Source organism: Paenarthrobacter sp. AB444 (assembly GCF_028736865.1).
Classification (GTDB): Bacteria; Actinomycetota; Actinomycetes; order Actinomycetales; family Micrococcaceae; genus Arthrobacter; species Arthrobacter nicotinovorans_B.
In genome coordinates this window covers 99,799-126,668 of record NZ_JAQZBY010000007.1, presented here as the reverse complement: position 1 = coordinate 126,668, position 26,870 = coordinate 99,799, and the positions used below count along the sequence as shown (strand labels likewise).

Genomic DNA, 26,870 nt, shown 5'->3' with positions numbered 1-26,870 from the left:
ACATCCCCCCGGTTTGAGCCCAACCCCCAATCACATCCCCCCTGCTTTCGGCGCACGCTCGCGCACATCCCCCCGGTTTGAGCCCAACCCCTCGCGCACAACCCACACGCGAAACGCCTTACCACAGCGCGTGGAAAGGCGTTTCGTCGGTTGTATGAGCGAGCGTCCGCCCCAATCCCGGGGGATGTGAGAGAGGGTTACTTCTCGACGAGGGTCAGGACGTCGTAGGTTGCCACGATCTCATCGTTCTGGTTGGTCAGGACAGCGTCCCAGGCAACCTCGCCGTATTCGTCGGTCTCGCGCGGAGTGATCTTCTTGGCCGTGAGGGTTACGCGGATGGAGTCGCCCGCAGCCACGGGCGTAATGAAGCGCAGGTTCTCCAAGCCGTAATTGGCCAGGACGGGACCCGGAGCCGGCTCCACGAACAACCCGGCGGCCCAGCTCAGGAGCAGGTACCCGTGCGCCACGATGCCCGGGAAGAACGGGTTGGCCTCCGCGGCTTCCTGGTTGGTGTGGGCGTAGAAGGTATCGCCCGTGGAATTCGCAAAGGCAGTGATGTCTTCAAGCGAGACCTGGCGCAGCTCCGAACGTACGGCGTCGCCAATACGCAACGTGGCAAGGGACTTGCGGAACGGGTGCTCACCCTCGGTTTCGAGGGTGAAGTTCCGATCGGCACCTGTGTGCCACTGGCCCGTGACTGCCGTGAGCATGTTGGGTGAACCTTGGATGGCAGTGCGCTGCATGTGGTGCAGCACGGAGCGGATGCCGCCCAGCTCCTCGCCACCGCCGGCGCGGCCAGGACCGCCGTGGACGAGGTGGGGAACAGGGGAACCGTGGCCCGTGGAGGAACGTGCGTCCTCGCGGTTGAGCATGTGCACACGGCCATGGTGGGCGGCGATTCCAGTCACCAAATCGCGTGCGACGGCGGGGTCATTGGTGCACACCGAGGCCACCAATGAGCCTGAACCACGGGCGGCCAGCCGCACGGCGTCGGCGACGTCGTTATAGCCAAGGACCGAGGAAACAGGCCCGAAGGCTTCCAGCGAGTGCACTTCTTCGGCTTCGGCATCGCTCCAACTCAGGAGAACCGGCGACATGAACGCCCCGTCCTCGACGACACCTACGGCGCCTCCAACCGAGGTGACCGACGGCGAATCCAGGCTTCCGTACGCAAGTTCACCTCCGGCGTCGAGCATTGACTGAACAGCAGCCCGAACGTCGGCGAGCTGTTCCAACGAGGCCAAGGCGCCCATGGTGACGCCTTCGGCGCGGGGGTCGCCAACCACGACGCGTTCCGTGATGCGCGCGCCGATGGCGGCGGCCACTTCGGAGACCAAGGACTTGGGGACCAGCACCCGGCGGATGGCCGTGCACTTTTGGCCGGCCTTGACGGTCATCTCCGTGACGACGGCCTTGACGAAAGCGTCAAACTCGGGGGTGCCTGGAACGGCGTCGGGGCCGAGGATGGCAGCGTTGAGCGAGTCCGTCTCCGAAGTGAACCGAACGCCGCCTTGGACAACGTTCGGATGTGACTTCAGGGAATTGGCCGTTGACGCCGAACCCGTGAAGGAGACGAGGTCGCGATAGTCCAGTTCGTCCAGGATGGTCCGCGCGGAACCGGAGATCAGCTGGATGGACCCCTCAGGCAGAATCCCGGACTCGACGATCGCCCGGACGGCGTCCGCGGCAATGTAGCCGGTGGGCGTCGCCGGCTTCACGATCGTGGGGACGCCGGCCAGGAACGCGGGGGCAAACTTTTCCAGCATGCCCCACACCGGGAAGTTGAAGGCGTTGATCTGAACGGCAACGCCGGGGATGCGGGTGTAGATGTGCTCGCCGGCGAACGAGCCGTCCTTGGACAGGATTTCCATGGGACCGTCCACCACAACCTGCGAGTTGGGCAGTTCGCGGCGGCCCTTGGAGCCGAACGTGAAGAGCACGCCGATGCCGCCGTCGATGTCGATCATGTTGTCGATCTTGGTGGCACCGCTCTGCGACGAGGATGCGTACAGTTCCTCGCGGCGGCCGTTGAGGTACATGGCGAGCTCTTTGAGCTTGAGCGCGCGCTGGTGGAACGTCAGTTTTCCGAGTTCGGCTTGGCCTGTGGTGCGTGCGAAATCGACGACGGCGGCCAGGTCCAGTCCGTCGGTGCTCACGTTCGCCAGGACTTCTCCGGTGCTGGCATCGCGGACCGGGACTTTCTTCGCATCAGCTGCCGGAGTCCACCAGGCATTCCTGACGAAGCTGGGCACGGTGGCAACGGCTGTGGTTTCCGGGGCGACTGCGGTAGTGGTCATCGTCGACGGGTCCTTCCAAGGCACGTGAGATCGGCACGGTCGGTGTTGACTCAATCGCCAACATTACTGACCGGCCGTTCGGTAATATATACAGGGTACATGAATGCCCGGGAGAGTACAGCAGGAATTTGCCGCGGTTGGCCTCAATGCGCGAGGAAGGGCCGGCCCCACTGTGAGTGGGACCGACCCTTGCTTGGTTGCTTTGGGCTTGGCTATTTGGCGCCGAACTTGGCGTCGAGCGAGCGTCCAACCCAAACCCCGGGAACATGAGCGAGCGTCCAGCCCAAACCCCCGGGAACGTGAGCGAGCGTCCAACCCAAACCCGCGGGTTGTGAGCGAGCGTCCAGCCCAACCCCCGGGAACACGAGCGAGCGTCCAACCCATACACGCGGGATGTGAGCGAGCGTCAGCTGCGGAGGCCGAGCTTCCTTGCCAGCAGCATGGGCTTTTTCAGGAACTCCCCCACGCTGGTCCGCGTCACGACCGTATGGTTGAGGGCTTCGATGCGGTCAAGGATGTGGTCAAGTTTGGCCGTGGTGTCATCCAGGCGACGCTGCTGGGCAACGATAAGTTCCTCCTGCTCGGCCAGGACCCGGGTCAGGTAGAGCACGGTGCCAAGGCCGTTGCGGGCAACGTCATCGCGAAGATGTTCATCACGGACCAGGGCATCGTAGTGGGCATGCTCGGCCGCCTTGGCGAAAATGCTGTTGCCGTCGTGCCCTTCGGATTCGGGCCGCTGGGACCAGAAGGCGAGGGGTTCGCCGTCGAGAAAGCCCACCCGCGAGTGGCTCAATACGCGCAGGTGGAACTCCCAATCGCCCACCACAGGCAGGTCCTCGTTGTAGAAGCCCACCGCTTCATGAACACTGCGGCGGTACAGGAAAGAAATAGGCACCGCCCGGTTGATCTTCAGCATGTCCGAGAGGGTTATCTGCCGCATTCCGGCCCAGAAGATTTCGCGTCGGACGGGCTCGATCCGGTCGCCCACCAGTTCCTCGATGACGATTTCCGTCCGAACCATCACGCCGGTCTCGTCGGCGTGTGCGGAGTCGTCAAGGTACGCCACGGTGCGGGCGAGGAAGTCGGGCGCCCAGAAGTCGTCGTCATCGTGAATCACCACAAACTCGCCCGTGCCCGCTTTCACGCCGGCGTTTGATGCCCCTTCCATTCCCACCGATTGGGAGTGGTGCAGCGTAGTGATGCGTTCCCTCTCGATTTCCGGCCGCTGGGAGGTGAGGCGATCGACGTCGGACGGGTCGCCACCGTCGTTGACGATGACCAGCTCAAAGTCCTGGAAGGTTTGCCCAAAGATGTCATCCAGCGCGCGGGCAAGGAAAAGGGGTCGGTTCTTGGTTCGGGTCACGATGGTGACACGGGCGCCGTGAGTCATGCGGTTCCGTCCGGGGTCGGGAGTGAGTCAACTCAGCATGTTAGCAGCGCCGCGTCACCGGAGTTTTGTGAGTACTGCCGTTACCTCCCGATCGCTAAGACCATTGGCCTTCAGGAAACCTCCAACATCAATCGATGCCAGGAAAAGCCGCAGACTCTGCGTGCGCTCCGCCAGCAAGGCCTCGAGCTGCTCATCGGGAAGATAGGGATCGTGGACATGGGGCGCCCCGTGCGTACGGTGCCTCTCGTTGATCCCCCGTGCCGCGAGTTCGTAGCCCCGAAGGATCTCGTCATCGGTGAACCCTGCAAGCCGCTGCAGCATCAACGCGATCATTCCGCTGCGGTCCCGGCCGGCTGAACAGTGCACCACCACTTTGCCCGGCGAGGCAGCTATTGCCTTGAACACCGCCGCGATTTTCTCCCCGAACAGCTGCAAATAGTCGCCATACTGTGCCGGGTCCTTCAAGTACGGGCCGAACAGCTCGCTGAAGCGCCCATGGTCCGGATCCTCCGTTGGGCAATGTACGACGGCGATCCGCGCCTTCACATCGTCCGGCACCTCGGGATCGGTGTCGCGTTGCCGCCGCTCCCGCGAGGCGCGCAGGTCGATCACGGTGCGGACGCCGTCGTCGTACATCTGCTGCCAACCGGTACCGGTGACCCATTCGTGGCGGCCCATCCGGTACACGTCGCCGGCGATCCTCCAAGCGTTGACAGCGCCGTCCCAGTGGACGCTTTGGTGGGTTGAAGAAGTCCCGTCCATAGGAGCCAGCTAAGCACACATGCACGACCCCGTGGTGAACCCGCTGATCCGTTGTTGGCCAGCAACGGATCAGCGGGTTGGCAACGTCAATTACTGTTTCACCAGCTTGGTGGGTTTAATCGTGGAGAGCAGTGCTGACGCGTAGGCCTGATGTCCGGCGTCGTTCGGGTGGAAGTTGGCATCCGCCTGCAGCTGCGCCAAGTCCAGTACGATCCATGAATTGTCCGAATTCACTGCATGGCCCAGGAAGCGCTTGGTCACGTCAACGAACACGGCGTTGGTCCCGCTCTCCGCCACGGCCTTCGCGATGGTGGCATTGAGGGCATTCACGGCCGTGTTCACTGTGATCTGGTTAGTAACCGGCACAACGGTAACCCCGCCGATCACAATATTCCCCCGGGACGGATCGAACAGACGCGGGTATCCCATGACAACGATCGTTGCGTTCGGAGCGGCGGCCTGGATCGACTGGTAGGTAAGTTCCAGTCCGCCTTCAAGACTCCCGAGGTTCTGGATGATTCCGGCGACGGTTGCCGCACAGGCCTGTGTGTTCGGGGTGGAGCAGGCCTGAAGTGCCAGCAGGCTACCCCCATCAATGGCTCCGGCTGTGATGCTCACCAGATCAATGTCACCGGACAGTGCCTGGCTGAAGGCCAAGCCGGCGATTTGCTCCGCGACAGTCGGTGCACCGTTGTAGAACGGACTCGGGTTCAGCGGATCGAAGGCCAGGAGAGAGCCGTGGCAAGCAGCGTTGGTTATGAGATCCACCCTCGCTGAAGCATCAACGAGGTCAACGTAGCCTCCGCTGCTCTGCCAGCAGACTGCAGTTCGCGTGGGCCCGTCCGCCCCCGTCCCCGCGGTGTACGAATCACCCAGCGCGACATAGTCCAGCGGCGGCGCTGCGGTGGCAGGAGCGGCGGTGAACCCCAGCGTGAGCGCCGCGATGGCGAGGCCGCCGACCAAAGCCGGGATCCGGCGTCGTGAATTTTGCTTTGCCATGACTAATCCCCTTTTTTATGCGGTGATGGGGCTCCGGCAATCCGAGCTTCAGCTGTTCGCGGATGTCGCGGCTCGCCCACCAGTCGGCCGCATACCGGGGCAATGTGTGGCTAGATTACGCCTGCCGGGAAGCGGGGAAAGACCTCGCAGCAGGGCGTTCATGCCTTGCCCCGCCGGCGGTAGAGGATATGGACGATGGTGATGATAGCTGTGCGGAGACTGAACCTCGGCTTCCGGACTGTAGTCACCCTGTTGGCTACGCCCCGTACTTGGCCAGCCGGTACTCCAGGCCGTTCCGCACCGCTGGCCATTCGTGCTCAAGGATGGAGAACACCACCGTGTCGCGCAGCACGCCATCCTTGGTACGAGAGTGGTTCCTGAGCACCCCGTCCTGCTTGGCCCCCAAGCGGGCAATCGCCTCGCGGGACTGGTGGTTCAGCCAGTGCGTGCGGAATTCGACGGCCGGGCAGCCCAGGGTTTCAAACGCGTGCCGGAGCAGCAGCAACTTCGAATCCGGGTTGGTTCCCGTGCCGTGCGCCGACGCCGCATTCCAGGTGGACCCGATCTCGACCCGCGGGGTGTCGGCGTCGATGTTCATGTAAGTGGTCATGCCGATGAGCTTGCCCGTGGCGTTGAGCCGCGTGGCGAAGGGCAGCATCGAACCTGCCTCCTGAAGCGACAGGCGGCGTTCGATCTCCGCGGCCATTCCGTCAGGCGTGGGAACGGAGGTGTACCAAAGCTTCCACAGGTCCCCGTCGCGGGTGGCGTCCACCAGCCCGTCGTGGTGTTCCGGCGCCAACGGCTCGAGGGTCACGAAGTTGCCGGTCAGGGTGATGGGTTCAATAGAAGTCACCCGGTTAGCCTAACCGGCTCCAACGCTTAGTCGTTCCAGTCGAAGAAGCCCTTGCCGGATTTTCGGCCCAGCTCGCCGCGGGCCACTTTGTCGCGCAGGATCTGCGGCGGGGCGAAACGGTCGCCCAGAGTGGAGTGCAGGTACTCGGCGATCCCCAGCCGGACATCCAGCCCCACAATGTCCGTGGTCTTCAGCGGGCCCGTTGGGTGTTTGTAGCCCAGCACCATCGCGGCATCGATATCCTCGGCGGACGCGACACCCTCCTCCACCATGCGCATCGCCTCCAGGGCAATGGCCACACCAAGCCTTGAGGACGCAAACCCTGGAGCGTCATTAACGACGACGGCGGTCTTGCCAAGTGCCTCGGTCCAGTTTTTCGCTGCTTGAGCGAGTTCGGGAGACGTCTCTTTGGCCAGCACCACTTCAATCAGCGTGGAGGCGGGCACCGGATTAAAGAAATGCAGTCCCACAAAGTAGGCGGGCCTGCGGAGTTCATTTGCGAGTCCCGTCACGGACAGCGAGGAGGTGTTTGAAGCCAGGAACGCATCCCCTGACAGGTGGTCTTCCACGGCCTTCAGCGCTGTGACCTTGAGGTCGAAATCCTCGGGGACTGCTTCCACCACCAGGCCGCAGTGAATGAAGGACTCGTAGTCCGTGGAGGTGCTGAAGCGGGACATGGCTTCTTCGGCCGATTCGCTGAGTGTGCCGCGGGCTGCGGATTTCGCGACGGCTTCTGCCACGCGTCCGTGGGCGCCCGCTGCAGCCTCGTGATCGCGCTCCACCACGACCACCGTGGCGCCCTTGATGAGGAAGGCATGCGCGATGCCGGCGCCCATCCGGCCACCGCCCAGCACTCCGACTACGTGCGGGATGGAGGGAACGGCTGTCATTTCTGGGTCCTGTCCTGGGTAACTTCGTTTGCGTTCTTCTTGTCCGAAGACTTTTTGTCGAGGAAAGCCTGCATGCGATCAAACTTTGCCTGGGATTCGAAGAGTATTCCCTGCGCCAAGGTGTCGATCAGGGGGTGGGCTTCAGCCGGGGCATGGAACACCGACTTGGTGATGCGAACGGCCATCGGATCCTGGCGGCCGATCCTGTCGGCAAGTGAATGCGCTGCGTCCATCAGCTCCGGCGCTTCAACAATGGAGGTGATGAGATTGATCCGGAGCGCTTCCTCTGCCCGCAACACGGCACCGGCCAGGAGGATCTCCTTGGCTTTCGGTTCCCCCACGAGTTCCTTGAGGCGCCACGTGGCACCGGCGGCAGCCAGGATGCCCAGGCCCGTCTCCGGGTTTCCGATCCGGACACTCGGCGTCCCGATCCGGAAGTCTGCCGCGTAAGCGAGCTCGGCTCCCCCACCCAGGCAGTATCCGTCAAGGGCTGCAATGACCGGCATGGGCAGCTTGGCGATACGGACAAAGATCGTTGAATTGATGCCCTGCAACGCGTCATCCCGGCGTCGTTCCCGCAGCTGCCCGATGTCGGCACCCGAGGCAAACACCCCATCGGTTCCGGCGATGATCAGCACTTTCGGGTTGCGCTCCAACTCGGCGCACACCGCGTGGAGTTCATCCACCATCGTCTGGTCGATCGCGTTGCGGACCTCGGGACGGTTCAGAAGAACGATGAGCCTGTCCTCGCGCTCTTCAATCAGGAGCGCCGTGAAGTCTTCAGGGTTCAGTGCCATTACACGCCTTCCAACAGCATTGCGGTGCCCTGGCCCACGCCGATGCACATGGTGGCCAGACCCAGCTTGGGTCCGGTCGCCGAGGCGAGTTCGCGCTCCATACGGCCCAGCAGGGTAATCGCGATCCGTGAGCCGCTGGAACCGAGGGGGTGTCCCAAACTTATGGCACCGCCGTCGTTGTTGACGATGTCCGGGTCCAGCCCCAGGCGACGCATGCTTGCCAAGGACTGCGTGGCGAAGGCTTCGTTGAGTTCCACGGCTCCAAGCTGGTCCACGGTAAGCCCGGTCCGGGCCAGGACCTTCTGCGTTGCCGGGACGGGGCCGATACCCATGATTTCCGGTTCGCAGCCGGCGGATGCACCGTCGATGATTCGGGCGCGGGGCGTGAGGCCGAATCTCTGGATGGCGGCCTCAGAGGCGACGATGATGGCCGAGGCGCCGTCGTTGAGGGTGGACGAATTGCCTGCGGTCACCACGGAACCGCCCGGGACCACGGGACGAAGCCCGGCAAGGACATCCATGGTGGTTCCCTCGCGTGGGCCTTCGTCGGTGTCCACTACGGTTTCGGACTTCCGGGTTTTGACGGTGACAGGGACGATTTCGTCCTTGAAGCGACCACCGGCAATGGCCGCCAGGGCGCGTTCATGCGAACGAACCGCGAAAGCGTCTGCATCCTCGCGGGAGATGTTGTCCACGCGGCCCACTTCTTCGGCAGTCTCCGGCATGGAGTAGGTCATCTTGCCGTCGCGCGACAGCTCGCCCTTGGTGAAGAGCGGGTTGGCGAAACGCCAGCCGATGGAGGTATCGAAGATCTGGCCCGGCTTGGCGAACGCTGTCGCGGGCTTCTCCTGCACCCACGGGGCCCGGCTCATCGACTCGACGCCACCGGCCACCACGATGTCCGCAGCGCCGGACTTGATCATCTGGCTGGCCATGATGATGGCACTCAGGCCGGAGGCGCAGAGGCGGTTCACGGTGATTCCGGGGATGTGGAGGGGAAGTCCGGCAAGGAGGGTTGCCATGCGGGCCACGTTGCGGTTCTCCTCACCGGCACCGTTGGCGTTGCCGAGGATTACCTCGTCAATGGCGTCAGGGTCGACGCCGGCTCGCGCCACCGCTTCCCGGACCACCAGTGCTGCGAGGTCGTCGGGGCGGACAGAGGACAGCGCCCCGCCATAGCGCCCGACAGGCGTACGAGCGCCGCCAACAAGAAAAGCCTCGACCATGAGAACATCCTTCGCGAAAGTAAAGGGACCGGCACGGAATAATATACCGACCGTTCGTTCTATAAAGATTACACGGCCCAGCGGGACGGTCAACAGATGAAGCTGCCCGCAGGACCACCCCTTCGCCGCCTCAAACCACCCGGATACCCAAGTGTCCGGCCAACAAGGGGGCCATCAAGCTCAGCTGGTAATCGTCGATGACCACCCCGGCAAGTCCGGCCAGTCCATTGATTCCGCGGAACTCCGAGGTCCGCAGGTCTACGTCCTTGAGCTTGGCACCTGTGACATCCAGGGTGCCGATGGTGCAGTTTTTCAAAGCCACCCGCGTTCCCGTGCAACCACCGAGGTCGAGCTCGTTAATGATGCAATCCGAGATCTGGACGTCCATGAGCTTGGAGCCCCTGAGGTTCACGTAGTCCAGCTTGCCGCCGTCGATCCGGACGGAACGCCAGGTGCCCTCGTAGAGTTCAGCCGAACCCCACCGTGGGTTGGTGATCTCCACGTCCTGCCAGGAGGTGCGCGCAGCCATCAGTACGGGCGCATACGGCTCGGCCAGAATGCATTCCCGGAACGTCGCCCCACGCAGTTGTGCCTCGTTGAAGGACACCCCGTTGAATTCGCACTCAATGAAGTCCGCACCACTGAGTTCCTCGCCGTCCGCGGAAACCCTGGTGAGCCGGACGCCGTCGTATCTTTCGCCACGCTGGAAGTCCGGGGCGTCGTCGTCACGCAGTTCTTCCAACCGCACCGGGGAAATCTTCGGGGCGGCAACCCTCGCTGCCGCCATCAGAGTGACTCCGCCTTCCCGGGCTTCACCGGTTCGGCGTTGGTATGCTGCGTCAAAGTGGTGGGTAATTGCATGCGTCGAGCCTATCCTTGGGCCCTGACAAAAAGCTTCATCCGCTGGAACCAGAAGGAGGGCCGCACCCATGGTCACCATCGATTTGAGCGCCAGGAGCAAGGTTGCGGGAGGCTCCACTGCCCTTCAGGGGTACCTCGCCGAGCCCACGGGGGATGGCCCCTTCCCTGGGGTGGTGATGATCCACGAAGCCTTTGGACTGAACGATGTGATGCTTCGTCAAGCAGACCGCCTGGCGGCAGCCGGCTACCTCACCCTCGCTGTGGACCTGTACAGCGACGGCGGTCCACGACGCTGCCTGGTCGCCACCATGCGCTCCATGCTCTCTGGCACAGGACGGGCCTTCACGGACATAGCCACCGCCCAGGAATGGTTGCGGGAGGATGAAAGGTGCACCGGGAAGGTGGGGGTCATCGGTTTCTGCATGGGCGGCGCTTTCGCGCTCCTGTCCGCTAACGACGGCTTCGACGCCGCGTCGGTGAACTACGGGCAACTGCCGCGGGACCTGCACAGCGCCCTCGAAGGTGCCTGCCCCGTGGTCGCCAACTACGGGGCCAAAGACCGGACCCTGCCGGGTGCCGCCGCCAAATTGGAGCATGCCTTGAGCAGCCTCGGCATCAAGCACGACGTCAAGGAATTTCCGACGGCGGGCCACGCCTTCATGAACGACGCGCCGGTTGGCCCCAAGCCCCTCCGCCCACTGATGCGGGTCATGGGAATCAAGCCGGATCCCGCCTCTGCCCCGGAAGCGTGGCGGCGCATCGAGGAGCATTTCGCCAAGTACCTTCGGGGCAATTAATGCAAACGGCGGGCGCCCCTCCAGGTGACGTAATCACCGGAAGGAGGCACCCGCCGTCGAGCCTTAATAAGGGCTAGCTGAACAGCTCGCTCTTGGGCTCGTTGTTCTTGACCTTCTGCCAGCCAAGCCACAGCACCAAGGCGAAGAACGGAATGGTTGCGAGGGTCCAGAGGCCCAAGAGGAAGACCTCCCCCGTGGCCTTGTCGGTCATGGTGTCGAAACCGATGAGCACAGTGATGGCCAGCAGCGCCACGAGGCCAAGCCAGCTGGTCCACGGCGAACCGGGCATCGGCAGGGAAGAGACCTTGCCCTTCTTGTGGCGCAGGGCGATCTGGCTTGCGAAGATCGAACCCCACGTGAAGATCACGCCGATGGACGCAGTGTTCAAGGCGAGATCGAAGGCGTGCGAACCACCGAGCCAAATGTTCAGCAGGATACCCACCAGGTAGACACCGCCGATGGCCAGGATCGCCGCATACGGCACGTGGCGTGAGGACATCTTGGTCAGCCACTGCGGGGCGTGCCCGTTGTTGGCCATGGTGCGGAAGATGCGGCCGATCGAGTACAGGCCGGAGTTGCAGGAGGACAGCGCTGCGGTGATGACGATCATGTTCATCACATCACCCATCCAGCCCAGGCCCATCTGCCCGAACACCGTCACGAACGGCGAGGTACCGGCCTTGTACTGGTCAGAGGGCAGCAGCATCGCGAGCAGGGACACGGATCCGACATAGAACACCACGATGCGGAGCACGACGGCGCGGATCGCCTTGGGAACTTCACGTTCCGGGTTTTCCATCTCACCTGCGGTGATGCCGACGAGCTCGATGGCGTTGTAGGCGAAGATCACGGCGTTGAGGACGAGGATCATCACGAGGCCGCCCTTGGGGAACATGCCGCCTTCGTCATGGAAGAGGTTGGCCACGGACGCGTGACCCTCACCGACCTTGGCGTTGGTGACAACCATGAAGGTGCCAACAGCCAGGAAGATGACGATCGCGGCAACCTTGAGGCAGGATGCCCAGAATTCGAACTCGCCAAATGCCTTGACGCTGAACAGGTTCACGGCCACAAGCAGCACCAATGCTGCGATGGCGGACAGTTCGATCGGCACGTTGGGGAAGAAGAACTGGAAGTACAGACCGATCGCAATGAGCTCGGCGATGCCTGTCATGGCCCAGTTGATGAAGTACATCCAACCGGAGAGGTAGGCGCCCTTCTTGCCGAACATCTCGCCGGCGTAGCTCACGAAGGAACCGGAGGTCTGGCGGTACATGATGAGTTCGCCGAGGGCGCGCATCAGCAGGTAAGCGATGACGCCGGCAATGGCGTAGGAGAAAATCAGGGCCGGGCCGGTGGAGGCCAGGCGGCCACCGGCACCCATGAAGAGGCCGACGCCGATGGCGCCACCCATGGCGATCATGGTGACGTGGCGGCGGCTCAGGGTCTTCTTGTATCCCTCGGCGCTGAGGGAGGAACCGACGGCGGTGGTTGAGGCCGTCTGGTTCTTGAGATCTGTGGGGGTACTTTGCGGCACAGCTGTTCCTTGTGGGTTGGGGTGTTGCTGTTGTGGTTGCGCCGGTGCCGGAGCACGGGCGGCTTTTGCACACAAAATTCGGGTTTTTCCCGTTTGAAGAATCCGCTGTGTGACGTAGGCCGCAGAACGCCGAACGTTCGCGCAACCCGTCCATCTTACGGCATGTGACGGCCGACCCGTGACGCAGGCAACAGCACCTCCCCGCGTTAGAAGCAACGCGGGGTCAGATATGGCCCATGTTTACCCCCTGGAAGGGCTATATCTGACCCCGCGTTGGAACTCTCCAACGGATTGCCTAAATAAAACTTTTCGGTATGCCTAAATTTCGCTATCCTCGTAATGAGTACCCCCCCAACGACGAGGAACCCCGATGGCTGCACCCACCCTGGAAACACGTGCCACTCCCGGAAAAGTATGGTCGCGGCTCCTGCTGCTGGGACCGGCGTTCGTTGCTGCGATCGCCTACGTCGATCCAGGAAACGTTGCTGCGAACCTCACCGCCGGCGCGAACTACGGCTACCTCTTGGTCTGGGTGCTGGTGGTCGCGAATGCCATGGCAGTGCTGGTGCAGTACCAATCCGCAAAGCTCGGCCTCGCCACCGGAATGAGCCTGCCGGAACTTCTCGGAAAACGCCTGGGTACCAAACGTCGGCGCCTCTACTGGGCCCAGGCCGAGATCGTCGCCGGGGCTACAGACATGGCCGAGGTGATCGGCGGTGCCGTCGCCCTCAATCTGCTGTTCGGGCTGCCGCTTCTCGCAGGCGGCGTGATCGTCGGTGTTGCTTCCATGCTGCTGCTGGCCTTGCAGTCCCGCCGTGGCCAGCGGTCCTTCGAGTACGCCATCCTTGTTCTCCTGGGGATCATTGCCGTGGGTTTCGTTTCGGGCTTGTTCGTCAATCCCCCGGACGCCGGTAGCGCGCTGGGCGGGCTGCTCCCGCGATTCGATGGTCCCGACACGGTCCTCCTGGCGGCCAGCATGCTCGGAGCGACCGTCATGCCCCACGCGATCTACCTCCACTCCGCCCTGGCCCGGGACCGCCACGGCTTCTCACCGGACCCTGTGATCCAGACCCGCCTGATCCGGACAACCCGGATGGACGTAGTAGGCGCCTTGCTGCTCGCCGGAGTCGTCAACATCTCCATGCTTCTCCTGGCCGCGACCAGCCTGCGTGGAATCGAGGGCACGGACACGATTGCCGGTGCGCACGCAGCGGTAACAGCGGCATTGGGTCCTGCCATCGGCGTTGTGTTCGCCATCGGATTGCTGGCTTCCGGGCTGGCCTCGACGTCCGTTGGCTGCTACGCCGGGGCAACCATCATGGGCGGGCTCCTCAAGATCCGCATTCCGCTGCTGGTCCGCCGTGTCATCACCCTCGTCCCTGCCCTGATCGTTTTGGGCGCGGGAATTGAGCCGACGCTTGCCTTGGTACTGAGCCAGGTGCTGCTCAGCTTCGGTATCCCCTTCGCGCTGATTCCACTCATCCGATTGACCGGCAAGCGTGACGTGATGGGAATCCACACAGATTCCCTGCCCTTGAAGATCGCCGGCTGGACCAGCGCGACCCTCATTGTCGGATTGAACTGTGTCCTGATCGCGCTGACCCTGACCGGGCAGGGTTGAGCAGGCAGGATTAAGCGGTTCAGGCCGAGCAACCATGGAGCCAGCAAAGCTAGGCTGGATACATGGGCACTCTTCAGACCAAGGCATCTTTGTACAGGTTCACTGCCCTGGATGCCCTTGCCGTGGCCGCCTACCTTGGCTTTACCCTCTACTTCACCTTCGCCGGTGGCACAGTTCAGCGGCTCATGCTCCAACTGTTCGCGGACCCGGCCACCGCATCCTATGCGGTCAACGCCATCTTCTATGCCGGCGTCGGAATATTTGCCGTGGCGTCAGCCTGGCGCGTGGCGGGCCGCGACCTTAAGATCCTCGGGACCCGGCCGTGGTTCACCCTTGGAATGATTCCCCTCGCGATCGTGGTAATGCTCATCCTCACGGCGATCCTGGTAGCTGCGTTCGGTACCGCCCAAAGTTCCGAGAACCAGCTGGGCATCCAAGGTTTGCTGCAGCATGTCCCTGCGTGGCTGATGGTGCCTTTGTTGGTGATTCTGGGGCCCTTTGTTGAGGAGTATCTGTTCCGCCACCTGCTCATCGGCAAGTTGTCCCAGCATGTCAACATCTGGATCTGTTGCGTGATCTCGGTGGTGGTCTTTGCATCCATCCACGTGATCGGACGTGAGGGCCTGGTGTTGTCAGCCCTGGCACCTTACTTGGGCATGGCCATGGTCCTGGTGGCCGTGTATGTCTGGACGGGGAAGAACCTCATGTTCTCCTACTTCGTGCACGCAGCCAAGAACCTTATGGCCGTCGTGCTGATTTACGCCGTGCCCCCGGAGCTCCTCCCCAACTAGGGGACAGCAAACGTTCCACTGAGCCCTCATTGCGACATTTGCTGTCCCCCGGTTGGGTAACCCGGACGGAAGGTGACCGCATTCGACTACCCAGCCACCCGCCGTCGGAATAGCTTGGGGGCATGACACTCAACATGCAGGTAGTAGTCGATTGCAAGAAGCCCCACGACCTCGCCGATTGGTGGGCTGAGACCCTTGAATGGACCGTCGAACCCCAGGACGAGGCCTTTATCCGCTCCATGATCGAACGAGGCTTCGCTACGGAGGACCAGACCATCACGCACAACGGCAAACTCGTCTGGGCCGAGGGCTGTGCCATTGTTCCGGCGGAGGACCCGGATCCCAAGACCGGCCGGCGCATCCTGTTCCAGACGGACCCGAACGAAAAAACCGTGAAAAACCGCGTGCATTGGGACGTCCGCCTGAACGGGCGGGACAAGGACGTCGTGCGCAAGGAACTGGAAGCCCGGGGCGCCAAACACCTCTGGACCGCCAACCAAGGGCCCCACGAATGGCACACGATGGCAGACCCGGAAGGCAACGAGTTCTGCATCAGCTGAGCCCATTACTAGACTCGGTATGTGAACAACGATCTCCCTGCCAAGGTTTCCGACATCTTTGACCCATCGCGCTGGCGTACCGTCTCCGGCTTTGATGACTTCAAGGACATGACGTACCACCGGCAGGTTGAACGGTCGGCCGACGGCACGGTTAAGGATCTCCCCACGGTCCGGATCGCCTTCAACCGCCCCGAAGTCCGCAATGCGTTCCGCCCGGGCACCGTGGATGAGCTGTACCGAGCCATGGACCACGCCCGCATGACACCGGACGTAGCCACGGTCCTGCTCACTGGCAACGGCCCCTCCGAAAAGGACGGCGGGCACTCGTTTTGCTCCGGCGGCGACCAGCGCATCCGTGGACGGGACGGGTACCGCTACGCAGAGGGCGACACCCAGGAAACCATCGACCCCGCCCGCGCTGGCCGGCTGCACATCCTGGAAGTCCAGCGGCTCATGCGGACCATGCCCAAGGTGGTTATCGCCGTCGTCAACGGTTGGGCGGCCGGCGGCGGCCACTCCCTGCACGTCGTCAGCGACCTGACCATCGCCTCGCGCGAATACGGCAAGTTCAAACAGACGGACGCCACGGTCGGGAGTTTCGACGCCGGATACGGCTCTGCGCTGCTGGCCCGCCAGATCGGGCAGAAGGCCGCCCGGGAGATCTTCTTCCTTGCCCGCGAATATTCCGCAGAAGACATGGTTCGCATGGGCGCTGTCAACGAAGCCGTGGACCACGAACGGCTGGAAGAGGTCGCGCTGGAATACGCCGCTGACATTGCCCGCCAGTCGCCGCAGGCCATCCGCATGCTCAAATTCGCCTTCAACCTCGCCGACGACGGGCTCGCCGGGCAGCAGGTCTTCGCCGGCGAAGCCACCCGCCTTGCGTACATGACGGACGAAGCCGTGGAGGGCAAGGAAGCCTTCCTTCAAAAGCGCGATCCCGACTGGTCCAGCTTCCCCTACTACTTCTAGGACCGGCCGTGGATATCGATCCGATTCTCAAAGCACTCGCCGCTGCCCTCCACGGTGAGGGTCCCGCCGTCGAAATCGTCACCGACGCGGACGGCGAGCCGAGCGCAGTTCCCGTGGAGACCGGCGTCGAGGATGCGGCACTGGTGGTCCGTACCTCCGGCTCAACAGGGGTCCCCAAGGCGACCGTGCTGACCATCGATGCCCTGGCGGCGTCGTCGGTGGCCACGGCCATGGCCCTGCGTGGCGAAGGCCAGTGGCTGTTGGCCCTTCCTCTGCAGTACGTGGCCGGCGCGCAGGTCCTGGTCCGCTCGCTCTACGCCGGAACGCGCCCGTGGGTGATGGACCAGTCGAACGGCTTCACTCCCGAGGCGTTTACGGCCGCAGCGGAGGAACTGACCGACAAGATCCGCTTCACGTCCCTGGTACCCACGCAGCTTCAGCGCCTGCTGGACTTCCCGTCTCCGGAAACCCTGGCGGTCCTGCGCCGCTTCAATGCGATCCTGTTGGGCGGCGCCCCCGCTTCGCCGGAGCTGCTCGCCACTGCCCACGCCGAAGGGCTGAACGTCGTCACCACCTACGGCTCCGCCGAGACGTGCGGCGGGTGTGTGTACGACGGCGAGCCTCTGGACGGCGTCGAAATCCGCCTTGGCGAGGGCGAACTGGAAGGCCGCGTCCTGTTGGGCGGCGCGACTGTTGCGGCCGGCTACCTGGACGGCGGCCCCGAAGCGTTCTTCGAAGACGACGACACCCGCTGGTATGTCACCGGCGACCTCGGCGAGCTGTCACCCGATGGCAAGCTCACCGTCCTGGGCCGCGCCGACGACGTCATCATCACCGGCGGCGTCAAAGCCTCCGCCGCGTACATCCAAAGCAAGCTCGAAGAGCTCGACGGCGTCAACGCGGCTTTCGTCGCCGGCGTACCTTCGCGGGAGTGGGGGCAGGCAGTAGCCGCCTACATCGCGGTCGATGACCCAAGCCGCGAGGGAATCAGCGATTTCACGGCACGACGCCAAGCCGCCCTGGGTGCGTTGGCACCCAAAACAGTCCTTGCCGACAAGGAATTGCTGATGCTGCCCAACGGAAAGCCGGACAGGCTGGCCATGATCGAACTGCTTTCCAATCTGCATCAGGGACAATAGACAAGTTCGTCCCCCAACTGACATCAAACGCGAAACACACGAGGTACAACACGTGGCGACAGCTGCACAATGGATCCAAGGAGCCCGTCTCCGCACCCTGCCCGCGGCAATCGCGCCAGTCCTGATCGGCTCGGCAGCGGCGTACGAGCTCCACGCCTTCCGGTTGCCGAACGCGATCCTGGCTGCGCTTGTTGCGCTTCTGCTCCAAATCGGAGTCAACTATGCCAACGACTACTCGGACGGCATCCGCGGAACCGACGAGGACAGGGTGGGCCCCCTGCGCTTGGTAGGCTCCGGCGCAGCGAGGCCGGAACAGGTCAAGTGGGCGGCGTTTGGCCTGTTCGGCGCTGCGATGGTGTGCGGCCTGATCCTGGTGATCATCACCCAGTCGTGGTGGCTCATCCTGGTGGGCATCGGATGCGTCCTTGCAGCGTGGGGTTACACCGGCGGCAAGAACCCCTACGGCTACATGGGCCTGGGCGATGTGTTCGTGTTCGTGTTCTTCGGGCTGGTCGCCACCCTGGGCACCACGTACACGCAGGCCGGGCAGGTCAGCTTGGCCGCCGTCATCGGGGCAATCGGAACGGGCCTCATTGCCTGTGCGCTGCTGATGGCCAACAACGTCCGCGACATCCCCACGGACACCGCAGCCGGAAAGCGGACCCTCGCCGTACGTTTGGGTGACCGCCATGCCCGGGAAAGCTACGTGCTGATGCTCGCGGTGGCCATCCTGCTGGTGATCGTCCTGGCCCCCACCAAACCGTGGATGCTGATCGTGCTTCTGCTGATCCCCGCGTGCCTCATGCCGGCGTGGCTGATGGTGAACGGGAAGAAGCGAAAGAGCCTGATCCCGGTGCTCAAGCAGACCGGCCTGATCAACCTCGGCTACAGCCTGCTGTTCTCGCTGGGGCTGATCCTGAGCCGCGGCTTCTGAGTTAGAGGGTGCCGGGGCGCTTGTCGTTGTTGATGGCCACGTCCGGGTTCTGCTCCACCAAGCTGTCCTCGGCGTCGGCGTCTTCAACCTCGCCGGCGGAACGGATGGGCTTGGCCCGTCCGGAGAAACGTTCGCGCATGGCGGCCGTGGCGGCGTCGCGCTGTTTCTGGAAGAACAAGTAGCTGATGGCGAAAGCGATCAAGCCCGCGAAGACCACTGCCAGGATCCAGCCCACCTGCAAAAAGAGGAAAAGCACGAACAACGGCACGAACAGTGCCAAACGGATGAGGGAATACTTCAGGAAAGCCACCATCCAAGTTTAGCCGCCCCGATGGTTGCACTCTGATCACGGCCCAAACCGGGGCACCCAGTGAACGGCTTCCGGGCACTAGACTTGATGCATGCTCCGCGTTATAGGCGTCGTCGTCGTCCTTGTTGTCTTCGTCTATGCCCTGGTGGATGTCATACGTACGGACCGCCACCTGACCCGCGGGATTTCGAAGACCGCCTGGATCATCGTGATGATCGTCCTGCCGGTGCTGGGCGCCATCTTGTGGTTTATTTTCGGTCGCCCGTACAACAAGCCCACGGCAGCACCCGCGCGGCGCCACCCCACCGCACCGGATGACGACCCCGAGTTCCTCCGCAACCTGGAGAACCGGCGCCGCAACCAGGCCGAAGAGGACCGCCTGAAGAAGCTCAAGGCGGACCTGGAGGCCAAGGAACGCAAACTCCGCGATAAGTCATCCGGTGGCCCTGGCGACGCCAAGGGTTTCGGCTCGGGCGATGCCGCCGCCGGCGGGCCGGATGCGCATGATACCGACGAGCTGAAGTAGGTAAACATGGCCCAGCAAGCTGATGGTTCACGGCAGTCGAACTCCACGCCATCAGTGAGCGGGCCACCCGCGCCGCCCCAGCGCCCCGGCTTTTCCCTCTCCACCCCGCCTCCCATAGCTGCCGCCGTGAGGCCTCCCGGTCCTGCACGGTTGTCCCGTTCGCTGTGGCTGGCAAGTTTCCTGGCCGGAATCGCCGTCGTGGTCACAGGCTTCCTGGGCCGGGACGCCCATTTTGAGCGTTTGAAGGGCGTTATCCAGTCCATGGTCCCGGACGGTGACGCCACAGCGGTCGAGGGGGCCACCGCCGTCGTATTCCTTGGCAGCCTGGCGCTGATCGCTGCGGTGGTAGCGGTGGAAGCTGTCCTGTTGGCAGTCCTGTTCAGACGACGCACATGGCCCCGCTGGGTTCTGGCTCCCGTCGTCCTGCTCCACGCGGTGGTCACCGTGATGACCGTGGATTATGTGGCGGCCCCCGGCGCCGACGGGGTCATGGCCACAGTGCTTCTCGCCATCCAGTTCATCCTCGCCGCTGCCGGCCTGATACTGCTCTTCCTGCCGTCCACCACTGCCTGGCTGCTCAGCGGACGGCGGGCATAGCCGCCAGAATTCCCTCGCAGCTGCGCAGGACCACGCGGCACGCGTCCACTGCCGATGAATCAAGAAGCAATGGGTTTTCCGCAATGTGGCGCCAGCGGTCCACTGCGTCACGGGCTGCCCGGGCGACCTCGTCGAGGCCTGCGTCGGGCGAAAGTCCCAGCCGCTGGTATGGAAGATTGCCCGTGCCGCCCACCAACTGTTCGGCTTCCCCGGCTTGCCCGGGTGTGAGCCCGGAAGCACCGGTCCGCAGCAGCCCCAGAAGCCTCAGCTCCCTGAATTCGTGCGCCCCGGCGAGCAACTGTTCCAGAGCCGTTTCGAGGACGGCCGCGTCGCCCGGTTGGGATCCGCTTAGCAACGCTTCCAAACCCACGACGGCGGCACGCGCCTTGAGCGCCTCAGCCCGCGTTTGGAACAGCGAGTCAACGGTGCCAAGCAGTTGGCCAAGTCCGCTGCGCCGCGCCAGCTCGTGCGCCAGTTCAGTAGGACTGTCGATTCCGCCGCGGATCAGGGCCACCGCGAGCCGGATTCCGAACATGCCGAACCGTTGAACCAGGGATTCCTTCAGCTCCGGATCCAGCCCGTCCGGTACAGGCAGCCCGTCGGGTCCGGGCAGCCCTTCCGGTCCGGGCCGGACAAACCGGTCAACCGAGAGCATCATCTTTTCGCGCCGGTTGCGATCCATCCGGGCGAGGACCGTGAAAGCATCCACATCGCGTTGGCGCATGGTCCGTGCACTTTGTGCGAGCAACCCCGCGACAGGAACCACGCCCAAGGCCAGTGGCTTGAGGTTCTCGTCCCGGCTGTACCGTTCGGCTATCACGGCAGCGGAAATCAAGGCATCGATCCGTCCGGCGCCAATCTCGTCCGCGCGCGACAGGACGGCCAAGGCATTGACAGTCCCGGACTTCCCGGCGGCTGTGTCCTTGAACGATTCCAGGAAGTGCACATCCGAGGCATGCAAGTGGCGCATCAGGTAGATCACCGCATCTGCCGCCATGGGAGCGTCCTCCGGAAGCAGGAAGGCAGTGGACCTCCCCGACACCTCGCTTGACAGGGAAGCGATGCCGGGAGTGTCGATCAGGGTCAGGTTCCGGAGGCTGGCTGATGGCCAGTCAACCACCAGCTTCTCCACGTCCTCCGCTTGGAGTCCCCCCAATGAAAACACCAAGCGGCCCTCGTCACGGTTCACCGGCAATGCCCGGGGCTCCCCTGTCAACGGATGAAGGGTGATCCGCGGTGCATGCCCGTAGCGGTACCACGTGACGATCCTCGTGCACTCTCCGGCATCCGTCGGCGCGATCTCCTCTCCGATAATGGCATTCAGAAGAGTGGACTTACCCGCTTTCACCATCCCCGCCACTGCAATGCGCAGAGGCCCGCCGAGGCGTTGGGCGAGTTCGTCGAGCACTGCAAGGGCCGCCGGATCTCCCTGATACAGCTCCCGCGCCTGGCGCAGCAGCGCCGCTGCGCCCGCGATCCCCGACTCGATCATCCGGCCGGTACCCCTGACGACGCCGGAACGGCTTGCTGTACCTCGGCCCCCTCCTCCTGCAGTTGCCGGGCAACGGCATTCAATGAGTCCACGGCTTTGAGCTGGTTCTTGATCTCCCTGATCCGAAGTTCCCTTTCCGCCGCGTACGTAGCCGCCGCTTTCTGCGCCGCAGCCACGGATTCGGTGAGGGAACGGTGGTGTTCCTCCGCAATGTCCGTGAAGTGGTCCCTTGTGGCGCGCTGGACCAGCCGCAAGCGGTCCTTGAGTTGCTTGCCCACCTGGAAGACGACGTCGTCCACCTGCTTCCGCACCAAAAGCTTGGCCTCGGACTGCCGCCGTTTGAGCCGCGCTTCCTGCTCCTCCCGGTACGCTTTCCGGCCGAGCATGAGCCCGGCTCCCACTGACAACGGGTTGATCAGGGCCATACCGAACAGGCCGGTGAGCAGCCCGAACATGAGCACCCCACCGTAGGACCCGCGCATGCCGATCAGGATCTTCTGCACCGGTCCCATGCGCCCGTCTTCCATGCCTTGGATTTCTGCCACAGGGTCCAGCACGCCGCCGGTGTCGGCGACATGGAGGGCCGGGAGGGCTACTTCGTCCTCGGAGAAATGCTCTGCGACCTGGCCGGCCAACCATTGAGCCCGCTCACTGGTCCAAACGAACGTGTCTGACACCGCGGCGGCGACGCTCTGTTCGAGCCACTTGGCGAACTGCTCCCAAGCCGGGCCCGGATCCCCCTGGTCGATTGCTGTCTCGGCCTCCCGCTGTATGCGGCGGAGGCGGTCCTTCAGGTCATACTCCATGTCCGCGATGAGGTCGCCTATCCCGTCATTCAGGGTTGTCTGCCAGCGTGCTGACTTCTTACGGAGTGCGTCCGCATCCTCCTTTGCCGCGGTCAGGCCGGCAATCATCTGCGGTGTGTCCTCAGGATTTTCCAGGGCAGCGAGTTCGGACCGTAATGCCAGCATGAGGTTTCCGGTCACCGAAACGAGGTCGTTACCCACTGATCGGCGTTGCAGGCGGGCAGCTTCACCAACAATGCTGTTGCGAAGGTACGAGATCAGGGCGGGGAACCCGGATTCATTGTTCAGCTCGGCGTCCTGGAGCCGTGCTGCCTGCAGCCGCAGCTCCGAGGAAACGGGGAACATGGGGATGTCCTGCCCGACGTCGGCAAGGTGTCCCTTGTCCAGCTCAGCGATCTGCCGCCACGCGGGGTAAAGGTCGGTCTTGGACAACACGCAGGCCACATTGGGGCTGACGCGCATGGCCTGGCGAAGGAACCGCATCTCGGGTTCGGTGTACTCCTGGGATGCGTCCGAGACAAAGAGCATGGCATGAGCCGAGGGCAACGCGGTGAGCGTCGTCAAGGTGTGGCTTGAGCCCAGGCCGCCCACGCCCGGGGAATCCACGATGCAGAGCCCGCCTGACAGGAGCTTCCGGGGAAGGCCCACCTCGGCTGCAAGGATGTTCCGGGCGTTACCGGGGTTTCCTTTCTCCGACACGAAATCCGCCAACGCGGCCAGGTCTACGGGCTGGCGGTCCACCCGCGGCTCGGCGCCCGGTTCGTCACCAGTTGCGCTGTCCGGTCCCCCGGCGGTGCCCGACGGGACCAGGACAACAGCCGACGCCGGATCACCGTGCCTGACCACTGTGGGAACCGTGGTGGCGATATCGTCATCCACCGGGCATACGGGGGCGTTTACCAGCGCATTGATGAGCTGGCTTTTTCCCTGCTTGAACTCGCCCACCACAATCACCCTGATGCTCGGATCCTGCAGGCGCTTGAGGGTGTTCTCCAGGCGCCGCCTGAGGTCATTCCGCTCACCTGCCAATGCCATTCCGTGCTCCACCAAAGTGGTGATGCGTACGGTTTCCGCCACGGCTCTTCCTTTGCTCACATGATGTGCTGTTTCCCGGCCCGCCCCGGAGGCCACGAAGTGCCCGGCAGGAGGTGGTCCGCCTGCCGGGCACTGCTGGGGTGTCGCGGTTTGTCTTAGTCGATCTCGACGTCGTTCTTCGCAACCACTACCGAATCGCTGATGTCGTTGTACTCAACATCGAGTTCGTTGTCGGCCACCACAACGTTGTCCTCGACGTTGGTGTAATCCACGTCCACATCGCCGACGGTGGTGGAGTTGTCCTCTGTGTAGGTCAACTCGTTGTCCGCCACCACGATCGAATCGTTGATGACGTTGACATCGTCCACTTCCACGTTGGTGGAGTAGTCCGGCGAGTAGTCCAGATCCAGTTCGTTGTCCTGGACCACCACGGAGTCGTTGATGACCTGTACGTCCTCCAGATCCACGTCCACGTCGGTGGAGTTGTCGTTGAAGGAGTTCGTGTTGGTGTTGGTGGTGTTCGTTGTGGTGGTGTTTGTGTGCGTGGAGCTGTCCTCGTTGAAGGAGTCCCTGACATCAAGATCCACATCCACATCGACGTCGGTGTTGTAGGAATCGTCGGTGTTGTACGAATCCTTGGTCACCGAGTGGTCCGAGTAGTCGTTGCCCACGGATACGTCGTTGTTGTCGCCGCTGGTATTGACGTGGACGGAGTTGTCCACCGAGTGGTCATCGGTGTTGGTGGTCGTTGTTGTGGTGGTGGTGTTGCCCGAGTTCGTGACGTCGTCACCGGCAGCAATGGCACCGTCGCCCGAGGCAGTTACGGCATCCTGGTTGAAGAACTGCGTCACGTCCCCATCGGCCCAGATGTTCTGGTTCACCGACTGGTCCGTGATGGTGTCGCGGTCGTCGATGGTGGTGGTGTACGAGTAGTTGTTCACCACGTGGACCAGCTGCTGGACTGCGTGGGCGTGGTCATCGTGGCCACCGCCCCAACCACCGCCAGCGCCACCGCCGCCGTGCTCGTGATCGTCGTTGTGCTCGTGGTCATCGTGGCCACCGCCCCAACCACCGCCGGCACCGCCGCCGCCGTGCTCGTGATCGTCGTTGTGCTCGTGGTCATCGTGGCCACCGCCCCAACCACCGCCGGCACCGCCGCCGCCGTCGTGCTCGGGACGTCCTCCGCCCCAGCCGCCGCCGTCGTGCTCCGGGCGTCCGCCGCCCGTAGTGGCGTGGTTGCCACCGGTGTTGTATTCACGGTCGAACGAGGACCGCGCATTGATGGGCGCATAGTCCAGGACCACCGGACGGACGGCGTCCACGTCCGCGGAGGAAACGTCGCGCAGCCCTGCGGCGGCGAGGGCCGCTTCCGGATCACGGACGAAATCTTCGGCGGCATCGGGGTCGTTGAACAGGCTCATCAGGAACTGCACGAGTTGTTGTGCGAGTGTTGGCATTGGACTGCTCCCTCAAATTCTGTGGTGGGTGGTGATTGGCCCGGCGCCTTTGCCGGGCTTGCATTCAACGTATTGCCGACGCCAAGGGCCGGGCATCGGGGGTGGTCCCCCTACCCGCTGCCCTGGCGTTAGGGGATCGAGGGGATTTCCGTTAGGGGGGGGTGGGGGGTACCCGTTACGGAGGCGGGTACCCCTCCCCCAATGCCAGGCGCAGCCGGATCAGGAGTTCGGAACGGTTTTCGGCCCCCAAACGGCGGCGCATCCGGGCCACGTGGTGCTCCGCCGTGCGCGGCGAAATGTAGATGGCCTCGCCGATCTCACGGTAGGTCTTGCCCTCGAGGATGAGGCGGCCCACTTCGCGTTCCCTGGCGCTGAGCCCTGAGGGATCCTGCAACCCGGCAGCGCCACCATCACCGGCAGGAGACACCTCAGGTGGCATGGTTGCGCGTTCGGTAGAGGCAGCTTGGGCGGTTCCTTGGGGATGGATATCGCGGGCACAGGCCAAGAGCCTCACCATGTCCCGCCGCTCGTCGGCATGTGCGGCGGCGTGACCGGCCAGGCGTGCGCCTTCCCATGGCTGTCCAACGGTGGCCAGATCGCGGGCGGCAGATTCGACGTCGGACGCTTCAAACCGCCCGGCCAGAACCGAAACCCACGCCTTGCCCGCCGCGGCGAGCACGGCGGCCACATGGCTGTGTTCCGACGCCCGGACCAGCGCAGCTGCGTGTGGTGCGAGTTCGGCCGGGCTTTCAGCCAGAAGCGCGGCCTGCACGGCGGCCCAGTGCACAGGTACGGACCACAAGGGAGCATCCGGCACCCGCTCGAGGAACTGCCACACACCCTCCAGGTAATGCCCAACCCTGCGGGTCTCCCGCAACCGTGCAGCAGCAATCATGAGCTCACCCCATGGCAGGAGGCTGAAAAGGTCGACGGAGACGTGCATCATGGCCTCCCGTGCGCGGTCCCAGGCGAGCACCAGCTCGTGGACTTCGCTGCCGCGGCGTGCCAAACCAACGTCCAGGGCGGCCAGGAGGAAGTCGTCCCGGGGTGAGAGTGCCCAGTGGTTGGCCTTCACCGCCTCATTGATGGACAGACGGGCCTCATCAGCGTTGTCTTGCTGCATGGCAGACCACGCCTGCAGCAGGAAAAGCCTGGGACGGGCAACATCTCCTCCCTGCCCGGCGGCCAGTGCCGCGCTCAACACGGTCTCGGCAATGCCGGGTTCGCCCGTGTGCAGGGCACATATGGCGGCAAGGGCCGCCGGCGTCTCGGACAGGGGGATTGCTGACCGGGCGGCATTCATCATGTCCGAGGCCCTGATGAGCTCAGGAAGCGCCGTTTGCGGCCTGGATCCCAGCGTGCGGAGGAGCCCTTGCTGGGTCAAGGACAATGCAACGGCCAACAATGTGGGTGAGCCTGTTGGGGATGCCAGCGCGGCCAGTTGCTCGGCTCCGGCAACATTGCCCGAACCAATCATGGCCACCGCTGCCAGGGGCGCGGAGCCGCCGATCCGGTCCGGCCCAAGCCAAGCATAGGTTTCCGCGCTCCGCGACAACATGCCCCGCTGCGCCCAAACAGCCGCTGCAACGTCCACTCCCAGGCGAAGGTCCGGGGCATCCGGCGCACCGAGGAGACGATCCACGATCCTCCCGGCGGTGTCCAGGTCACCCAGTGCCGCCGCCGCCTGCGCCTGTTTGGCTGCTGTGGCCAAGTCCTCTCCCCCGGCCAGCAGCGCCTCGGCGTAGATTTCAGCTGCAAGGCCCGGTTCAGAGTCCACGGCGGACCCTGCCGCCCGTTCCAGTTCGGCAACGACGCGCGGGTCCTGAAACCCACTGCGCGCAAGCTGGCGGGCCAGATCTCCAGGGGGACGGCCCTCCGCCGAGATCATGTCCACCAGTTCCTTCTGCAGCTCCCGGATCCGCACCGGCGGTGTCACCCTCAGCAGGGCCTGTTGGACTGTTCCCACTACCGAACCGTCCGGCAGTAGCACCCCGGCATCCTTTGCCGCGCCGGTTATGGAGTCCAGGTCACTGTCCGCCAGGCTGCCGGGCAAAAGGGAAGGAAGGGAAAATCCCACGGACAACGCCAGCAGAAGCTCACGCACGGCCTCCGGCTGGCCGCTCAGTTCAGCTGCGGTCTCCCCTTCATGCGCAGGCTGGCCCGGAAGCTGGTTGTCCTGTCCGGACGGGAACCGTCCGGACAGGTGGTCGTGTCCCGCCAT

At 63.8% G+C, this 26,870-nt stretch carries 24 protein-coding genes; 9 read left to right on the top strand and 15 right to left on the bottom strand.

What is annotated here, in order from left to right:
* Positions 1 to 197: 197 nt before the first annotated feature.
* From paaZ to PQ627_RS10680, 9 genes are all read right to left on the bottom strand, one after another.
* Positions 198 to 2,297 (bottom strand): phenylacetic acid degradation bifunctional protein PaaZ, encoded by a 2,100-nt coding sequence (gene paaZ, locus PQ627_RS10720; protein ID WP_274260804.1) that lies wholly within the window; start codon positions 2,295 to 2,297, stop codon positions 198 to 200.
* 406 nt (positions 2,298 to 2,703) lie between these two features.
* On the bottom strand, positions 2,704 to 3,687 hold the full coding sequence (locus tag PQ627_RS10715; protein WP_274260802.1) for a glycosyltransferase family 2 protein: 984 nt from the start codon (positions 3,685 to 3,687) through the stop codon (positions 2,704 to 2,706).
* Between the two features lie 54 nt (positions 3,688 to 3,741).
* On the bottom strand, positions 3,742 to 4,449 hold the full coding sequence (locus PQ627_RS10710; RefSeq protein ID WP_274260800.1) for a tyrosine-protein phosphatase: 708 nt from the start codon (positions 4,447 to 4,449) through the stop codon (positions 3,742 to 3,744).
* 90 nt (positions 4,450 to 4,539) lie between these two features.
* The gene (locus tag PQ627_RS10705; protein ID WP_274260799.1) at positions 4,540 to 5,448 is read right to left on the bottom strand and encodes an SGNH/GDSL hydrolase family protein; all 909 of its coding nucleotides are present in this window, start codon (positions 5,446 to 5,448) and stop codon (positions 4,540 to 4,542) included.
* 256 nt (positions 5,449 to 5,704) lie between these two features.
* Positions 5,705 to 6,301, bottom strand: a complete 597-nt coding sequence (locus PQ627_RS10700) for a GNAT family N-acetyltransferase (protein ID WP_274260796.1) — start codon at positions 6,299 to 6,301, stop codon at positions 5,705 to 5,707.
* 26 nt (positions 6,302 to 6,327) lie between these two features.
* A complete protein-coding gene (locus PQ627_RS10695) occupies positions 6,328 to 7,191 on the bottom strand; it encodes a 3-hydroxyacyl-CoA dehydrogenase family protein (protein ID WP_274260795.1) in 864 nt (287 codons plus the stop codon).
* Positions 7,188 to 7,988 (bottom strand): enoyl-CoA hydratase/isomerase family protein, encoded by an 801-nt coding sequence (locus PQ627_RS10690; protein WP_274260793.1) that lies wholly within the window; start codon positions 7,986 to 7,988, stop codon positions 7,188 to 7,190. The genes PQ627_RS10695 and PQ627_RS10690 overlap by 4 nt, the downstream gene beginning before the upstream one ends.
* Positions 7,988 to 9,214, bottom strand: coding sequence for a thiolase family protein (locus tag PQ627_RS10685; protein ID WP_274260791.1), 1,227 nt, complete (start codon positions 9,212 to 9,214; stop codon positions 7,988 to 7,990). The genes PQ627_RS10690 and PQ627_RS10685 overlap by 1 nt, the downstream gene beginning before the upstream one ends.
* Positions 9,215 to 9,344: 130 nt before the next feature.
* Positions 9,345 to 10,001 carry a pentapeptide repeat-containing protein gene (locus tag PQ627_RS10680; protein ID WP_274260789.1) on the bottom strand — a complete coding sequence of 219 codons (657 nt, stop codon included), beginning with the start codon at positions 9,999 to 10,001 and terminating at the stop codon, positions 9,345 to 9,347.
* Positions 10,002 to 10,143: 142 nt separating this feature from the next.
* Here PQ627_RS10680 and PQ627_RS10675 point away from each other — a divergent pair, with 142 nt between their 5' ends.
* Complete coding sequence (locus PQ627_RS10675; protein ID WP_274260786.1) at positions 10,144 to 10,872, top strand: dienelactone hydrolase family protein; 729 nt, start codon at positions 10,144 to 10,146, stop codon at positions 10,870 to 10,872.
* A gap of 73 nt (positions 10,873 to 10,945) precedes the next feature.
* On the opposite strand, the gene PQ627_RS10670 is transcribed toward PQ627_RS10675, so the two are convergent.
* Positions 10,946 to 12,409 carry an amino acid permease gene (locus tag PQ627_RS10670; protein ID WP_144659176.1) on the bottom strand — a complete coding sequence of 488 codons (1,464 nt, stop codon included), beginning with the start codon at positions 12,407 to 12,409 and terminating at the stop codon, positions 10,946 to 10,948.
* A 370-nt stretch (positions 12,410 to 12,779) separates the two neighbouring features.
* Here PQ627_RS10670 and PQ627_RS10665 point away from each other — a divergent pair, with 370 nt between their 5' ends.
* The 6 genes from PQ627_RS10665 to PQ627_RS10640 all read left to right on the top strand — a co-directional run bounded on the left by PQ627_RS10665 (position 12,780) and on the right by PQ627_RS10640 (position 18,426).
* Positions 12,780 to 14,030, top strand: coding sequence for an Nramp family divalent metal transporter (locus PQ627_RS10665; protein WP_274260783.1), 1,251 nt, complete (start codon positions 12,780 to 12,782; stop codon positions 14,028 to 14,030).
* A 62-nt stretch (positions 14,031 to 14,092) separates the two neighbouring features.
* Positions 14,093 to 14,821: a CPBP family intramembrane glutamic endopeptidase gene (locus tag PQ627_RS10660; protein ID WP_274260781.1), complete on the top strand. Its 729-nt coding sequence runs from the start codon at positions 14,093 to 14,095 to the stop codon at positions 14,819 to 14,821.
* Between the two features lie 122 nt (positions 14,822 to 14,943).
* Positions 14,944 to 15,381 (top strand): VOC family protein, encoded by a 438-nt coding sequence (locus PQ627_RS10655; protein ID WP_274260779.1) that lies wholly within the window; start codon positions 14,944 to 14,946, stop codon positions 15,379 to 15,381.
* Positions 15,382 to 15,402: 21 nt separating this feature from the next.
* On the top strand, positions 15,403 to 16,353 hold the full coding sequence (locus PQ627_RS10650) for a 1,4-dihydroxy-2-naphthoyl-CoA synthase (RefSeq protein WP_274260777.1): 951 nt from the start codon (positions 15,403 to 15,405) through the stop codon (positions 16,351 to 16,353).
* Positions 16,354 to 16,361: 8 nt separating this feature from the next.
* On the top strand, positions 16,362 to 17,492 hold the full coding sequence (locus PQ627_RS10645; RefSeq protein WP_274260775.1) for an AMP-binding protein: 1,131 nt from the start codon (positions 16,362 to 16,364) through the stop codon (positions 17,490 to 17,492).
* 52 nt (positions 17,493 to 17,544) lie between these two features.
* Complete coding sequence (locus PQ627_RS10640; RefSeq protein WP_144659170.1) at positions 17,545 to 18,426, top strand: 1,4-dihydroxy-2-naphthoate polyprenyltransferase; 882 nt, start codon at positions 17,545 to 17,547, stop codon at positions 18,424 to 18,426.
* A gap of 1 nt (position 18,427) precedes the next feature.
* Here PQ627_RS10640 and PQ627_RS10635 read toward each other — a convergent pair whose 3' ends face one another.
* On the bottom strand, positions 18,428 to 18,739 hold the full coding sequence (locus tag PQ627_RS10635; protein ID WP_144659169.1) for a DUF4229 domain-containing protein: 312 nt from the start codon (positions 18,737 to 18,739) through the stop codon (positions 18,428 to 18,430).
* Positions 18,740 to 18,827: 88 nt separating this feature from the next.
* On the opposite strand from PQ627_RS10635, the gene PQ627_RS10630 reads away from it, so the two are divergent.
* The gene (locus PQ627_RS10630; RefSeq protein ID WP_144659168.1) at positions 18,828 to 19,262 is read left to right on the top strand and encodes a PLD nuclease N-terminal domain-containing protein; all 435 of its coding nucleotides are present in this window, start codon (positions 18,828 to 18,830) and stop codon (positions 19,260 to 19,262) included.
* Positions 19,263 to 19,268: 6 nt separating this feature from the next.
* Positions 19,269 to 19,859 carry a hypothetical protein gene (locus PQ627_RS10625; protein ID WP_274260771.1) on the top strand — a complete coding sequence of 197 codons (591 nt, stop codon included), beginning with the start codon at positions 19,269 to 19,271 and terminating at the stop codon, positions 19,857 to 19,859.
* Here the strand turns inward: PQ627_RS10625 and PQ627_RS10620 are convergent.
* The 4 genes from PQ627_RS10620 to PQ627_RS10605 form a co-directional block, all read right to left on the bottom strand.
* Positions 19,840 to 21,351, bottom strand: a complete 1,512-nt coding sequence (locus tag PQ627_RS10620) for a dynamin family protein (protein WP_274260769.1) — start codon at positions 21,349 to 21,351, stop codon at positions 19,840 to 19,842. The genes PQ627_RS10625 and PQ627_RS10620 overlap by 20 nt on opposite strands.
* Complete coding sequence (locus PQ627_RS10615) at positions 21,348 to 23,234, bottom strand: dynamin family protein (RefSeq protein WP_274260767.1); 1,887 nt, start codon at positions 23,232 to 23,234, stop codon at positions 21,348 to 21,350. Before PQ627_RS10615 ends, PQ627_RS10620 begins: the two co-directional genes overlap by 4 nt.
* A gap of 113 nt (positions 23,235 to 23,347) precedes the next feature.
* Positions 23,348 to 24,649 (bottom strand): IniB N-terminal domain-containing protein, encoded by a 1,302-nt coding sequence (locus PQ627_RS10610; protein ID WP_274260765.1) that lies wholly within the window; start codon positions 24,647 to 24,649, stop codon positions 23,348 to 23,350.
* A 175-nt stretch (positions 24,650 to 24,824) separates the two neighbouring features.
* Positions 24,825 to 26,870: a LuxR C-terminal-related transcriptional regulator gene (locus tag PQ627_RS10605; RefSeq protein WP_274260763.1), complete on the bottom strand. Its 2,046-nt coding sequence runs from the start codon at positions 26,868 to 26,870 to the stop codon at positions 24,825 to 24,827.